Below are 14418 nucleotides of genomic sequence, written 5' to 3'. Positions count from 1 at the left end.
GGGCGTGGCGGGGGCGGTGGTGTCCACCGCGGCGGTGAGCGCTGCGCTCTTGGCGCTTTCATTGCCTGCGGCGTCTGTCAGCGTGTATTCAAAGCTGTAGTTGCCATCGGTCAGCGCGGCATTGGGTGTGAGGGTGCCGTTGCTGCTGTTGTAGGTAGCAGCCACCAGGGTGCCGTTGACGTACAGCTTAGGTGTGTCGATCAGACCGATGCCAACAAACAGGCCTGGCGTGGTGTCGTCGGTGGTTGCAGCCGTGTTGCTCGCGCTGGCGCTGGTCAAGCTGCCCGCATCGTCGGTGTAGCCCGTGGGCGCTGCGGAGGGCGTGGCGGGGGCGGTGGTGTCCACCGCGACGGTGAGCGCTGCGCTCTTGGCGCTTTCATTGCCTGCGGCGTCTGTCAGCGTGTATTCAAAGCTGTAGTTGCCATCGGTCAGCGCGGCATTGGGCGTGAGTGTGCCAATAGTGCTGTTGTAGCTTGCGGCCACCAAAGTGCCGTTGACATACAGCTTGGGGCTGTCGATCAAACCGATGCCAACAAAGAGGCCTGGCGTGGTGTCGTCGGTGGTTGCAGCCGTGTTGCTCGCGCTGGCACTGGTCAAGCTGCCCGCATCGTCGGTGTAGCCCGTGGGCGCTGCGGCGGGCGTGGCGGGGGCGGTGGTGTCCACCGTGAAGGCGAGCGCTGCGCTCTTGGCGCTTTCATTGCCTGCGGCATCCGTCAGGCTGTAGGTAAAGCTGTAATTACCATCGATCAGCGCGGCGTTGGGCGTGAGGGTGCCGGTGCTGCTGTTGTAGCTTGCCGCCACCAGGGTTCCGTTGACGTACAACTTTGGGGTGTCCGTCAGACCGGTGCCAACAAAGAGACCGGGCGTGGTGTCGTCGGTGGATTCAGCCGTGTTGCTGGCGCTGGTCTGGTTGCCCGCGTTGTCGGTGTAGCCGCTGGGCGCGCTGGCGGGCGTGCTCGGTGGTGTGGCGTCAATGCGGACCGACATCGTGGCGCTGGCGCTGCCTGTGTTGCTCGCAGCGTCTGCAAATTTCACCGCTATGGTGTGCAAACCATCAAGCAGCGGGTGTGTGGCAGAGGGGCTGAGCAGTCCGGTCTGTGCGTTGTAATCCGAAGGCCAGTCTTGGCCATTCACCACCAAGACAAGCTGGGTCACGCCGGCGGGCAAATCGCCCACAGAAAAGCGCGGATAGCGGTCGTTGGATGCTGCGGCGCTGCCATCGCCGAGTTTGTCGTCAGTGCTGAAGGCCTGGATGCGCCCAGGCACTGCGGTCGGAGCCACCGTGTCCACCTCCAAGTTGTAGGGCTGGGACAGGGGGCCGGCGTTGGACGCTGCGTCTCGCACACTCACCGAAAAGCTGTGACTGCCGTCGGCCAAAGAGTAAGGGGTCTCAAAAGTCCAGGCACGGCCTTCCACCTTGGCGTTGCCCAGCAAAATTCGCTGGCCATTGAAGGTGTCGTACACCGCCAGGGTTTCGCCCGCTTGTAAACCCGAGGAGAGTTGGCCTGTGATGACCGGACTGCCTTGCTGGGTTAAGGAGACTTGGTCGGGGTTGAAGGAGCCTGTTTGAGTCGGTGCCAGGGTGTCAACGGTCAGCTTGAAGGGTGCGGCGATGGGCCCCAACTGTGCGCCCGCCATGGCCCGAACAGTCAGGCTGTGCTCGCCTTGTGCCAACGCATTTGGGGGTGTGAACTGCCAACCCAGTCCATTCACTTGAGCAGGGCCCAAGTCGACGTCACCGTCAAACACGTGCAGGGTCTGACCCGTCTTGAGTTCAGCCGACAAGCGCCCACTCAAAGTGGGCGTGGCGTTGTTGGTCAAGCCTGTTGAAGCCTCCACTGCGCTCGCGTTGGCCCCTGCGCTGGGCCAGTTCACGCTGGCCACGGCAGTGGGTTTGCCAACCTGGACGGTTTGGCTGACCGCAGTGCTTTGCAGGCCGTTGCCGTCAGTGAGGACGACGGAGACCACAGTGCCATCGGGCAGGGCTTGCGGCAGCGCCAAGCGCCATTGTCCGTTGGCTTCCACCGTGGCACTTGCCAAGGTTCGGCCATCAGACAGCTGCAAACTCACGGTCTCACCAGCGCTGGCCATGCCGCCAAAAGTCAGACCGTCGCTCGGGTAAAGCACGGGTGCAGCAGGGGCCAGCGTGTCGACCGAAAAGTTGCGCGGGCTGCTGGCAGACACCACAGCGCCCGAAGCGTCTTCAACACGGGCGACCATGCTGTGTGACCCTTGGGCCAAGGCTGCCGGCGTAAAAGACCAGTCTCTGTCAGTCACCGTGGCCAGGCCCAATCGGGCAGAGCCGTCGTAAATCACCAAACGTTCCCCTTGAACCAGGGCTTGATTCAAGCGCCCGGTCAGCCTGGGGGACGGGTCATCCGTCAGACCGCCTGGTGCGATGGCGCCTTGAATGGGGCCAGCGCTGTCCCTGGCCAGGACGATGTCCGCCTGGGTGCTCAGCACGGCTTGGCGTATCTCGACGGTGAGCTGGCCCAGGTAAGTTTGGGTGTTGCCCTCCACGGTGTTCAAGCCGAACAGCCCCACTTGGGTAGCGCTGATGGGCACCGCGCTTCGGATGGCGAGGTAGCCCACATCTTGGGCCGCGACTTCGTATTCCCCTTGCGCATTGGCGCTCAAGGGGCTGCTTTGTCCCGTGAGTGGGTTGGTCTTGAGCAAGTCCACCCCAAGCGGCAAGGCTGAAAGTTTGAATTGGTCCAAAGCGTCGCTCAGCCCGAGCGAGGGCATTTGGATGCTCAGCCGAATCACACGGCCCACCGTGCCCGAGGCGGGGCTGGTTTCAAAGCCACTGATGTTGGCGGGCAAGTTGCCCGCGCTGATTTGTTGTTCCACGTATGCCGCAGAATCGGCGCCCACCCCAGCGGCTATGGCCTGAGATTGCAAGGTCAAAGAAATGTCGCCGCCACGGCTGAGGCTCGCTTCATAGCCAACCTGGTTCAAGCTGGGCATCAAAATGTTGGCCGCCGCACGCAAGGTGGCCAAGGCCTCTTGCGACTGTGCGCTGGCGGTGGTGGTGGCGCTGACGGCAGCGTTGTAGTTGGCCACCACGCCGCCCAGCGTTTGCATGTCGGCCTCAGAGCTGGCCCTGAGCTCTTGCGTCAAACCTTTCGCATTGGCCGACTGGATGCTGGTTTGCATCAGCTCCTTCATGTCGTCAGCGCCGCTCAAGCTCAGGCTTGCCCCCGTCTGGCTGCGCGTCACCATCATCTGGGCCATGGATGAAATACCCACGCCGCTGGCGGCCCCCGTGCTGATGCTGTCGCTGTTCGACGCGCCGTCGATCAATGCCCCTGTCGCTGCAAAGACCAAGCCCAATTGGCGGTTGACCGACAACAGGACACGGTCGCCTGCGGTGGAGATTGGGTTTTCGGCCGCTTGGACGGGGTCAAAGCTGAGCAAGCCAGCAGGGCTTTGGCTGTTCAGGCCCAGCACTTGGTTGGCCACAGCGGCCGCTTCAATCAGCTGGGTTTGTGATACGAACTGGCCCTGGCCCTGGCCCTGGGGTGTGGCCTGGTCGGCCAGCGCCGCAATCAGGGTCGACAAAGGTGACAGGACGATGTCAAGCCCCGCATTTTGGGTGTCCACATTGGAGGTGTAGGCCCTGTAGACCACCGCGCCATTGGCCGAGCCGGAGGCGGTGTCCACCCCGCCCATCGCCAGCACGGGCGCACCGTTGGGATCGAAGGTGAGTTTGAATCGCCCGCCAGCGTCGGTTCGAACGCTGAACTCGCCTTCTTCAAATTGACCGCTGTTGTTGCCGTCGACAAACACAAAGGCGTTGGCCATATAGTCGTCATGCACCAGGCCGTCCAATACGGTGAAGGTGTCCAGCTTTTTGAGCACTTGGCTTTCATTGCCCGCCGCGTCAAAGAGTCGGGTCGACGTGCTGAATCGCCCGTTGGTGGCCACAGCGGCAGCGTCCACACGTTGCAACACATGGCCTTGTTGAATGTCATTGCTGCTCAGCGTCTGCAACATGACCTGGACTTCCACATCGTCACGCATCAAGCGGGTTTCTATGGAATCACCTGCAGCGGCCTGGTCGTCCAGCAGGACCCGAAGCACCACACCTTGAGACACGTCACCGCTGTCGCTGGGGTCCAGCCCCACACCCAATGTGCCTGGTGTGCGGGTGTCTACGGTGAACGCCACTTCGGTGCTCGATGGGCTGGTGTTGCCCGCAGCGTCGCTGAGGGTGTAGCGGATGCGGTGCAGGCCCTCGGCCAAGGGCGTGCTGGGCGTGAACGACCACGCGCCATTGGCACCAACCCCTGTTTTGCCCAGCACCAGCGCCCCATCGAACAAGGTGACTTGCGCACCGGCTTCGGCACCGCTGCCTGAAAATTGTGGCGTAGCGTCATTGGTGACGGCCTGAAGGGGCGTCAAATCGCCCCTGATCTTCTCCACGTCATCGCTGATGACCATGGGCACCAGTGGCAGCGCCGGCGCCGTCTTGTCCACCTCGGAAGGCGCTGAGCCTGAGCCCCCGCCTGACTGACCCAGAAACAACAAACCGGCCCCCGCGCCCAGCCAGCCCAACAGGTGGGGGTTATCAGACTCTGGCGTTATGGCGGTGCGAAATGTATCCAGGATCTGCTTGAGACGCGGCGGAACCCAAGCGGAGAACAAACTCTCGGGCATCGACTCTTTCGCCGGCGCAGTCCTGGAGGCCACCTCCAAAATGCCCGAGGTCTGGCCAAAGGTGTACAGCAATTGGAAGCCGTCTGGCTGGGACAGGCTTGAGCCGACTTCGCTCGAAAGCAAGACCCCTGCCGAGTCTGCTGCAGGCAAGGTGATGTCGCATGCCCCGCCTTGGCACGCCACAAAGTAGCCCTCTAACGTGATCTGCGTACCGTCTTGAAATTGCAAAATCAGGTCAGCGCCCAGCCGCTTGGCGACGACGTTGCCCTCCAGTTGACGGTCGTCAAGAGCCTTCAATATCCGGTAATGATCCCCCGCTCTCGCTTTGAACGTGTGGCTTTGGCCCCGTTGCAGGGAAGTGAGACTTTGCCCGTTGTGCACAGCGATGAATTTGTCGGCGGCCATACATTCCTTTCAATTGCTTGAAAATGTAAAATTTGCCGACTTTGATAACTTGCACTGGCTTGCATTGTGATTTTTGATGTTTTTAAGGCCAGACTACAGCTTCGAAAACAACGACCATGAGCCCGTGGGTTTTGCACCCTGTTCATGCCAGCGATTCACCCTTCAGGAGAGACACCATGAAAAAAATCTACGTCTTTGTGTGCTGCTTGATCGCACTGGCCTCGATCCCGGCGCTCGCGCAGACCTTTCCCAACAAGCCGATCCGATTGATCGTGGGGTATGCCGCAGGAGGAGGCGCCGATGCGCTGGCTCGTCTGACTGCCACACACTTGACGGAATCATTGGGGCAGCAGGTATTTGTTGAAAATCGGGCGGGCGCTGGCGGAACACTGGCTGCTGACGCCGTCGCCAAGGCGCCCGCCGATGGCTACACCCTGCTTTTTGGCGAGACGGGTCTGTTGATTGCACCGTCCATTTATGCATCCCTGCCCTTCGATCCGATCAAAAGTTTTGCCCCCGTAGGTTCGGTCGGCGTCACCCCATTGGTGGTGGTCGCTCACCCCTCTTTGCCAGCCAAAAATACGAATGAGCTTGTTGCCTTGCTGAGGGCCAATCCAGGCAAGTACAGTTATGCATCCCCAGGTGTGGGTACCGTCCATCACCTGGCCATGGAACTTTTCAAAAAGCAAGGCAATTTTGACTTCGTGCATGTGCCCTACAAGGGCGCAGCGCCCATCATTCCGGATTTGATCGGCGGCCAAATTCCGCTGGCCATCATGTCTGCACCCCCAGCTTTGGTGCAAGCCAAGGCTGGCAAGCTCAAAGCCATTGCACTCACCAGCCCCGTCAAGCTCATCAGTGCACCAGACTGGCCGGCTTTGGCAGATACCTTTCCAGGATTTGATGCATCACCGCGTCTTTTTGTACTGGCACCGGCAGGAACACCACCGGCCATCATTTCTCGACTCGATAACGCCATCAAGTTGATGTTGGCCAAATCGAGCGTTCAAGAGTCTCTCATTGCCCAGGGTGCCACGGCGGTCCCCGCCAGTGCTGAGGAGCTTGGCGTCTTCATGGCCAACGAAGTCAGTCAATGGCGTGTTGTCGCGCGAAGTTCTGGCGCAACTGCTCAGTGACAACGGCCACTTTCAGTCCCCTGCGCTCAATCTGAAGTATGGGCACTCGGCCATTTAGGCCTTGATGCCTTTTTGCGCCCGTCTACGCGATTGCGCCGACTCAAATGACCACCGGCTCAGGCTCCAACCGAATGCCAAAACGCTCGTACACGCTGGTCTGAATGGCCATGGCCAGCGTCATCACCTCGCCCCCGGTGCAAGGGTTCTCGCGCCCGCCCCGGTTGACCAGCACCAAGGCCTGCTTTTCGTAAACCCCGGCGTGGCCCACGCTTTTGCCTTTCCAGCCGCAGGCGTCGATCAGCCAGCCTGCTGCCAGCTTGATGCCGCCGTCGGGCATGGGGTAGTGCACCACTTTCGGGTCACGGGCGATGATGTCGGCGCATTGCTCGGGGGTGACCGTCGGGTTCTTGAAGAAGCTGCCCGCGTTGCCGATCACCGCCGGGTCGGGCAATTTGGCGCGGCGAATGGCCACAACCCAGTCAAAAATTTCCCGCGCATCGGGTTTTTGAATGCCGGTCTCCGCCATCTTGCGTTCCAGGTCCAGGTAACCCAGTTCGGGCTTCCAGCGCTTGGGCAGCGCAAAACGCACCCGCAGGATGACCGCACGACCCGCCAGGCCCAGGCCATCCGGGCCGCCAGAGCCGACGGAGGCGTGTTTGAACACCGAATCGCGGTAGCTGAAGCCGCATTGCGCCGCATTCAAGCTGAACAGCTCGCCGGTGAACAGGTCCATGGCGTCCAGGGACTCAAAGCGGTCTTGCAGCTCCACCCCATAAGCACCGATATTTTGCACGGGCGATGCGCCCACGGTGCCGGGGATCAGGGCCAGGTTTTCGAGGCCGGGGTAGCCGTTGTCCAGCGTCCATGCGACCAAGGCGTGCCAGTCGACGCCGGCGCCCGCCTCGACCACCCAGTGTTTGTCGGTCTCTGCCGCCAAACGCACGCCCGGCACCTCGATTTTGAGCACCAGCGCCTTGACGTCACCGGTGAGCACAATATTGCTGCCGCCGCCCAGCACTTGGCGTGGCAAAGTGGCCAATTGGGGGTCGGCCAGCACGTCCAGCAGGTCGGCTTCGCAGCGCACCCGCACCAACGCCATCGCCTTGGCTGCGATGCCAAAGGTGTTGTAAGGCTGCAAAGGGACGTTTTTTTCCAAGTTCATGGGAGAATTGTCTCATTCTCAACCTCGGACTTTTACCGCCATGCCCTCGTTTGATACCGTTTGCGAACCCAATATGGCCGAAGTGCGCAACGCTGTTGACACTTCTGCCAAAGAAATCGGCACCCGCTTTGACTTCAAAGGCACATCGGCCAAGATCGAGCTCAAAGACAAAGAGATCACGATGTTCGGCGACGCCGAATTTCAACTCACGCAGGTCGAGGACATCTTGCGCAACAAGCTGACCAAACGCAATGTGGACGTTCGCTTTTTGGACATCGGCAAGGTCGAGAAAATCGGCGGTGACAAAGTCAAGCAAGTGATCAAGGTGAAAAACGGCATCGAGACCGAAGATGCCAAGAAGATCACCAAGTTGATCAAGGAAAGCAAGATCAAGGTTCAGGCCTCGATCCAAGGCGATGCGGTGCGTGTAACCGGTGCCAAACGCGACGACTTGCAAGAAGCCATGGCGCTGCTGCGCAAAGACATGACCGAGTTGCCACTGTCGTTCGACAACTTCCGCGATTGATCAGGATTGAACCAGCGCTGCTTCAGCGCGTGGGCTCGTCCAAAAATCCGCCCGAGCGCAGCGTGACCACCAAGGTGTCACGCCAACCGCCCGGTTGTTCGGGTTGGATGGGGGTGGTTTCGTGGATCACACGGGTGTCGTCCAGCAGCAACACCGACCAAGGTTCACTCAAGGTGAAGCGCTGGCCGCGCGGGCTGTCCATGTCGAACACCCGCGTCTCGCCGCCTTTGATGCCATGGCGGCCCACCAAAAAGACCGCCACCCAGTTCACGCCATCGCGGTGCGCCCCTTCGGGCGTGGGTCGGCCAATGCCGTCGGTGGTGTCGATGCGGAACTGGTGGGCTTCGGTGAACCAGGTCTGATCGCCCTGAGCGGCTGAAGCCACACGGCCCAGCCAGCACAACAATTGTTGCCAGGCCGCCTGCTGCACCACCTCGGGCGACATCGGCTCAAACCAGCGCTGCATACCGCCGTGCAAGGCGTTGTAAGACAGGGGCTGCCAATGCGCCCGATGAAGCGTAGCCGCTGTCTTGTTGGCCGTGACTTCAAAACTGGCATGCCGCCTGCGGCGGTAACGCCCACCATCCTTGAGGTACTGGTCGGGCGGTAAATCGTTCCAACTCGGTGCCAGCGCTTGCAAGTCCGCAATCGGGACACCCGCCAAAGCGCCAACACTCGCGGCTTCGAGCACCGCAAAGCCCTGCACCGCCAAAGTGGCGTTAAGTTGGTCAGGCGCGGTCAGGGGTGGCTGCAGCGTTTGTTGGGTCATTAAAACGTCCAGGAGATCAGGCAAAGGACGCAAGCATAACGCCCAGTCGGTCCTGTCTTGACCAGATGGCACAGCGCAAGGGTTTTCAAACCTCAAGGCTGACCTGCGTCAAAGCCCGCAGTCCAATGGCGACCTAAGCTGTGGCATCAGAAAAGGACTGACGATGAGCAGACTGCAATGGAGCGACGGCTTGTCGCTGGACATGCCCGGCATGGACGATGGGCACAAAACTTTGGTCACCTTACTGGATCTGGCGCATGAAGCCCCCGATCCGGTTTTGACATCACGCTGGCGCGATCTGGTGCAACACACTGCCCGCGTTTTTGAGCGGGAAGACCGCTGGATGCACATGACGCAATTTTCTTCAGACCACATCCACAGTACGCAACACAAGGTGGTGTTGAAAGTTATGCAAGAGGGCCTGCGCGTGGGCGAATCTGGCAACTTGGCACTGATCCGCAACATGGCGGCCGAACTGGGGCAATGGTTTGCCAACCACACCCAATCCATGGATGCCGCGCTGGCCCTGCACCTGCGCCGGGTCGGCTATGACCCGGCCACAGGCGTGCTCAGCATGCCCGACGACATCGCCCTTGAGGACTGCGCTCAGTCCTGAATTCAAGCGTAACGCTGGCTGGCCAGCTTGGCCCCTTCGGCCAGGGCCTTGAGCTTGGCCTCGGCCACGGCGCGGCTCATGGGCGCCAGGCCGCAGTTGGTGCAAGCGATCAGGCGGTGCTTGGGCACAAACTGCAAAGCGCGGCCAATGGTGTCAGCAATTTCTTCAGGTGTTTCGATGGTCGGGTTGGCCACGTCGATCACGCCGACCATCACGTCTTTGCCTTCGAGCAGCTTCATCATTTCCATCGGCACATGCGAGTGCATGCACTCCAGGCTGACTTGCTGGATGCTGCTCTTGGCCAAGGCTGGGAACACCTTTTCATACTGGCGCCATTCGTCGCCCAGTGTTTTTTTCCAGTTGTTGTTGGCTTCGATGCCGTAGCCGTAGCAAATGTGGACCGCCGTCGTGCAGGTCAGACCCCGCGCGGCGATTTCAAGCGCCTGCACACCCCAGCCGGCCGCGTCGTCCATGTAGACGTTGAAGGCGGGTTCGTCAAACTGAATGATGTCCACGCCATCGGCTTGCAGCGCCAGCGCCTCTTGGTTCAGCAACTCGGCAAAGGCCATGGCCATCTTGACCTTGTCGCCATAAAAACGGTCGGCCACGGTGTCCACAATCGTCATCGGACCCGGCAAGGTGAATTTGAGCTTTTTCTTCGTGTGGGCGCGGGCCAATTGGGCTTCAAAGGCGTGCACGCGGCCCTTCAAGCGCAGCGGCGCGACCACCTGCGGCACCTGCGCGTCGTAGCGGTTGTTGCGGATGCCCATGGTGACCTTGTTCACAAAGTCGATGCCCTCGACCTGCTCGACAAAGCCGTGCACAAAGTGCTGGCGTGCTTGTTCGCCGTCACCGATCACATCCAGCCCGGCGTCTTCCTGGGCCTTGATCCACAGCAGCGTGGCATCGGCTTTGGCTTGCTGCAACTCAGGGCCTTGGGTTGTCCACTGAGGCCAAAGTTTTTCGGTTTCGGCCAGCCAGGCGGGTTTGGGCAAGCTGCCAGCGATCGCAGTGGTGAACATGTCAAAAATCCTGAGGGTTTAAAAAATCAAAGCGTGGAGTTTGCCGTCAATCTAAATTCTTGAGCGAGCAATTCGTAAGAGCGCATTTGCGCTGCAGGGTCATGCGTCCAGGTGATGACCACCAACTCGTCCACTTCGAGTCGGGCCGCCAATTGGCGCAGCTTGCGGCCCACGGTGGCGGCCGAGCCGATCAAGGCCGACTCGCGCAAGCGCTCCAGCGCAAACTGCTCGGCTGGGCTGTAATCGCGCGCCGCTTCTTCGGGGGGCATCAGCGCACCGATGCGGCCCAGGTTGCGGTCCATCTTCCAGCGGGCACGGCTTTCAAAAAGGCGCAGCGCCTCTTCGTCGGTGTCGGCGGCCAAGGCCCAGACACACAGGGCGGCAGATGGCCTTTGCAGGCCCACACTGGGGCGGAAGGTTTCGCGGTAAATCTGCAGGGCCTCGTCAGCGCCTTGCCCATCGGTGATGAAGTAAGCAAACGCATAAGGCAGACCCAAGTGCGCCGCCAACTGAGCGCCGTAGTCCGAACTGCCCAGCATCCAGACGTCGGGCGAGGTCTCCGACTGCGGGTAGGCGTAGACGTTGTGTCCCGGGTGGCCGGGCGGCAGGTTGTGGCCACTCACCCAGGCTTGCATTTCCATGACCTGCTGCGGAAAACGCTCGGAGGCGTTGCGGTCGGGGTTGAGCAACTGGGCGGTGCGCCCATCGCTGCCCGGCGCGCGGCCCACGCCCAGATCAATGCGGCCCGGGGCCAAGGCATCCAGCACGCGAAACTGCTCGGCCACCTTGAGGGCTGCGTAATGCGGCAGCATCACGCCCGCGCTGCCAATGCGAATGCGCTGCGTGCGGGCGGCAATGGCCGCCATCAGCACTTCAGGGGCGCTGCCCACGATGCTGGGGTGGCTGTGGTGCTCGCTCACCCAAAAGCGGTGGTAGCCCCAGGCCTCGGCTTGCTCGGCCAACGCCAGGGTCTGGCGAATGGTGGCGTCTTGCCCGCGCCCTTGGGCGGCGGCAGACTGGTCAAGGACAGAAAGTTTCACGCTCATGTGGTTTTGGTTTCGGTGGGCAAAGCGGCCATTTCGGCCTCTTGCAGTGCCCGCCACATGACTTTGCCACTGCCGCTCTTGGGCAAAGCGTCGACAAAAGTCACAGCACGGGGCATTTTGTAAACGGCCATGTTCTCACGGCACCAGTCGATGATGTCCTGCTCGCTGACTTTGCCCTTGTGGTCTTGCCGCAAAACCACCACCGCCTTGACCGACTCCCCCCGGTAAGCGTCACGCGTGCCAATGATGCAGGCCTCCTGAATGGCCGGGTGGCGAAACATCAGCGCCTCGACCTCGGCAGGCCAGACCTTGAAGCCGCTGGCGTTGATCATGCGCTTCAAGCGATCGGTCATGAAGAAGTAACCTTCTTCATCGACCCGACCCATGTCGCCCGAACGGAAAAACCGGAACCCGTCACGCTCAAAGAAAGCGGCTTCGGTGGCTTCGGGCCGCTTCCAGTAGCCCTTGAACACCTGCGGACCACTGATCACGATCTCGCCCGACTCGCCGAGTGGCAATTCGGCCAGGGTTTCGGGGTCCACAATGCGCGACTCCACGCTCATGAACGGAATGCCCAGGCACTGCTTTTTGGGAGCATCGGGTGGGTTGGAGTGCGAGGGCGCGGCCGTTTCGGTCAGGCCATAACCCTCGACATAACGCAGCCCAAACTGTTCCAATAAACGTTGCGCCACAGCCTCCGGCATGGCCGCGCCGCCGCCGCCGATGTAGACCAGACTGCTCAGGTCATAGCGGTCCATGTGCGGGCTGCCCAACAAGTCGATCACCATGGTGGGGATATTGGTCCAGTGCGTCACGCTCCACTTGGAGATCAAATGCCCTGCCACATCGCGGTCCCAGCGGGGCATCAGCACCAGGCTGGCCCCGAGCAAAATGCTGGTGTGCATGACGCTGACCATGCCGGTGATGTGGAACATGGGCACCACGCACAGCGTCACGTTTTCAGGCGTGCCATTGCCCCACAAGGCACTGGACATGGCGTTGTGCATGATGGAGCCGTGCGTGTGCATGCAGCCCTTGGGCAAGCCGGTGGTGCCGCTGGTGTAGGGCAAGATGGCCAGATCATCCGTCTTGGCCTGAGGCGGCGGCAACGCCACCGCAGGGGCTGCCATCAAGTCCGCCCAAGCATGCACCTGACCCTGCGCCAGTTCGGGCAAAGCCCGCACCGGGAGAATCCAAGGGTGCCAAGCCTCGGGCAAGTCTTCGGGGCCGACCGTATCGGGGTCAAACACATCGGTGAACTGCGTCACCACCAAGTGCTTCAAGCGATCTTCGGGGGGCAAAGCCGCACTGGCCTGGGCCAAATCGGGGGCCAGGTCGGCCGTGGTCACGGCCACTTTCGTGTCGGGGTCGGTGATGTAGTGCTTGAGCTCTTCGGCCCGGTTCATTGGATTGACAGGCACCACCACCGCATCGATGCGCAGAACAGCAAAGTGCGTGATCACGAGCTGGGGGCAGTTTTGCATGTCCACCACCACCCGGTCGCCGGCCTGTACACCCAAGGTCTTGAGCTGCCCCGCCAACTGCTCGGCGCTGGCCATCAACTTCCGGTAGGTCCAGACCCGCCCCATGAAGACCAGCGCGGCTTTCTCGGGGTATCGCAGGGCACTGATGGCCAAGTTCATCCACAAGGAGGTGGCGGGCGCGGTGATCTTGGCGGGCAGGCGTGCAGGCCAGGCAGCAGCGTGTGCGGGCATCTAAGGGTCTCCTGGAGTTCGTCATCATGTTAATAGGCCACCCCACCTGAAGAGGCTTTGAGTTTGTCGCGCACGGGACCGACAATCGACACGAAGTCATCGGCTTTCCTGGATTCTTCCGATAAATGTGTTTCGAGATGTTTCAATAAAAGTAAATAAGTATTCTTTTTAAATCATTTGGCATTTTTATCACTAAAATAAAGCCATGCAAACACATTCAACACCCGACACACCCGAAGACTACTGTGGCACCACCTATGCAGCCAAATTGCTGGGCTTGTCGGTGGGCACCATCCAGACTCTGGTGGAAAAAAGCGAACTCCAGGCCTGGAAAACACAAGGCGGCCACCGCCGCATCTCTATGCCCTCGATCCGCGATTACCAGAAAAAGCACAACATGCTGATGAGTCCCGGCGAAAACCGCGAATACCGTCTGCGCGTCTTGTTGGTCGAAGACGACCCGGTCACACGAGACATGCTGCGGGACTTCTGCAACCGCTGCGAAATGCCCATCGATTGCACGGCCATGTCCTCCGGTCTGGAGGCCCTCATTGACATGGCCAGCATCCAACCGGATGTCCTGATTGCCGACCTGAATATGCCCGGGGTGGATGGGTTTGAGCTGCTGCGCACCCTCAAACACTCAACCCAGTTTCAACGCATGACCTGCTTGGTGATCTCTGCCTTGTCAGAGGAGGAAATCGCGGCTCGCGGCGGCTTGCCAGAGGGCACGATCTTCATGGCCAAGCCTGTGAATATGCAGTGGTTCAACGGTTTTTTCACTGCATTGATCGCTGGTCGCAAGCTCGAACACCAAACGGCTTGAACGCTCGATTGTTACCATTTTTAATACATTTTTTCATATTTTGAATCAAGCCTCTTCGCAAGCCCGCCAAGCTTTCCCACAACAGAGCTCACTGCTGATGGTTGCAGTCAACCCAAGGAGCGCAGACATGTTGAAGAAAATCACAGGTGCCTTGCTGGCTTTCGGATTCGCAAGCCTGACCTGGGCCCAGCAAATTGATTTGAACAAGGCCACCGAGGTCGAGCTCGACGCCCTCAAAGGCGTGGGGCCGGTCCTGACCAAGGCGGTGATGGACGAGCGCAAAAAAGCCCCGTTCAAAAATTGGGAAGATGCCACGAACCGTGTCAAAGGCCTGGGCTCCCAAAAGGCCAGCAGCTTGTCCGAGCAAGGTGTGCGGGTGCAAGGCAGTGCTTACAACGTCAAAGCGGCTGAGACCAAGCCCACCGCCAACAAAGACCCGAGCGCCGACAAGGCTGCGGCCAAAGCCGCCAAACCGGCAGCGGCAGAGAGCAGCGCCAAACCCGCGCCCGCCAAAAACTGAAAAAATGCTGTCCCAC

The 14418-nt window shown here is 60.5% G+C and carries 11 protein-coding genes; 5 read left to right on the top strand and 6 right to left on the bottom strand.

Features of this window, described 5'->3' with window-relative positions:
- Window positions 1-5064 (bottom strand): Ig-like domain-containing protein (locus Q0O99_RS15080; protein ID WP_293752798.1); only part of this gene is annotated, 5064 nt, incomplete at its 3' end.
- 176 nt (window positions 5065-5240) lie between these two features.
- Here Q0O99_RS15080 and Q0O99_RS15075 point away from each other — a divergent pair.
- Entirely contained in the window at window positions 5241-6200 is a 960-nt protein-coding gene (locus Q0O99_RS15075) for a tripartite tricarboxylate transporter substrate-binding protein (RefSeq protein ID WP_293752797.1), read from the top strand.
- A gap of 100 nt (window positions 6201-6300) precedes the next feature.
- Here Q0O99_RS15075 and murB read toward each other — a convergent pair whose 3' ends face one another.
- Window positions 6301-7362 carry a UDP-N-acetylmuramate dehydrogenase gene (gene murB / locus Q0O99_RS15070; protein WP_293752796.1) on the bottom strand — a complete coding sequence of 354 codons (1062 nt, stop codon included), beginning with the start codon at window positions 7360-7362 and terminating at the stop codon, window positions 6301-6303.
- A 40-nt stretch (window positions 7363-7402) separates the two neighbouring features.
- Between murB and Q0O99_RS15065 the strand changes: the two genes are divergently transcribed.
- On the top strand, window positions 7403-7888 hold the full coding sequence (locus Q0O99_RS15065) for a YajQ family cyclic di-GMP-binding protein (RefSeq protein WP_108351958.1): 486 nt from the start codon (window positions 7403-7405) through the stop codon (window positions 7886-7888).
- Between the two features lie 22 nt (window positions 7889-7910).
- On the opposite strand, the gene Q0O99_RS15060 is transcribed toward Q0O99_RS15065, so the two are convergent.
- Entirely contained in the window at window positions 7911-8657 is a 747-nt protein-coding gene (locus tag Q0O99_RS15060) for a 2OG-Fe dioxygenase family protein (protein ID WP_293752795.1), read from the bottom strand.
- Between the two features lie 163 nt (window positions 8658-8820).
- On the opposite strand from Q0O99_RS15060, the gene Q0O99_RS15055 reads away from it, so the two are divergent.
- Window positions 8821-9273: a hemerythrin gene (locus tag Q0O99_RS15055; protein ID WP_293752794.1), complete on the top strand. Its 453-nt coding sequence runs from the start codon at window positions 8821-8823 to the stop codon at window positions 9271-9273.
- 2 nt (window positions 9274-9275) lie between these two features.
- Here Q0O99_RS15055 and Q0O99_RS15050 read toward each other — a convergent pair whose 3' ends face one another.
- From Q0O99_RS15050 to Q0O99_RS15040, 3 genes are read right to left on the bottom strand one after another with little or no spacing between them, the layout of a single operon-like run.
- On the bottom strand, window positions 9276-10295 hold the full coding sequence (locus Q0O99_RS15050; protein WP_293752793.1) for a methionine synthase: 1020 nt from the start codon (window positions 10293-10295) through the stop codon (window positions 9276-9278).
- Window positions 10296-10321: 26 nt separating this feature from the next.
- The gene (locus tag Q0O99_RS15045; protein WP_293752792.1) at window positions 10322-11341 is read right to left on the bottom strand and encodes an LLM class flavin-dependent oxidoreductase; all 1020 of its coding nucleotides are present in this window, start codon (window positions 11339-11341) and stop codon (window positions 10322-10324) included.
- Window positions 11338-13056, bottom strand: a complete 1719-nt coding sequence (locus Q0O99_RS15040) for a long-chain fatty acid--CoA ligase (RefSeq protein WP_293752791.1) — start codon at window positions 13054-13056, stop codon at window positions 11338-11340. Before Q0O99_RS15040 ends, Q0O99_RS15045 begins: the two co-directional genes overlap by 4 nt.
- Window positions 13057-13261: 205 nt before the next feature.
- On the opposite strand from Q0O99_RS15040, the gene Q0O99_RS15035 reads away from it, so the two are divergent.
- Together Q0O99_RS15035 and Q0O99_RS15030 are read left to right on the top strand one after the other, a co-directional pair.
- Complete coding sequence (locus tag Q0O99_RS15035; RefSeq protein ID WP_293752790.1) at window positions 13262-13882, top strand: response regulator; 621 nt, start codon at window positions 13262-13264, stop codon at window positions 13880-13882.
- A 127-nt stretch (window positions 13883-14009) separates the two neighbouring features.
- Entirely contained in the window at window positions 14010-14402 is a 393-nt protein-coding gene (locus Q0O99_RS15030) for a DUF655 domain-containing protein (protein ID WP_293752789.1), read from the top strand.
- Window positions 14403-14418: the final 16 nt, after the last annotated feature.

Source organism: Limnohabitans sp. Rim8 (assembly GCF_945901735.1).
GTDB lineage: Bacteria > Pseudomonadota > Gammaproteobacteria > Burkholderiales > Burkholderiaceae_C > Limnohabitans_A.
This window is presented reverse-complemented; position numbering and strand designations above follow the sequence as displayed.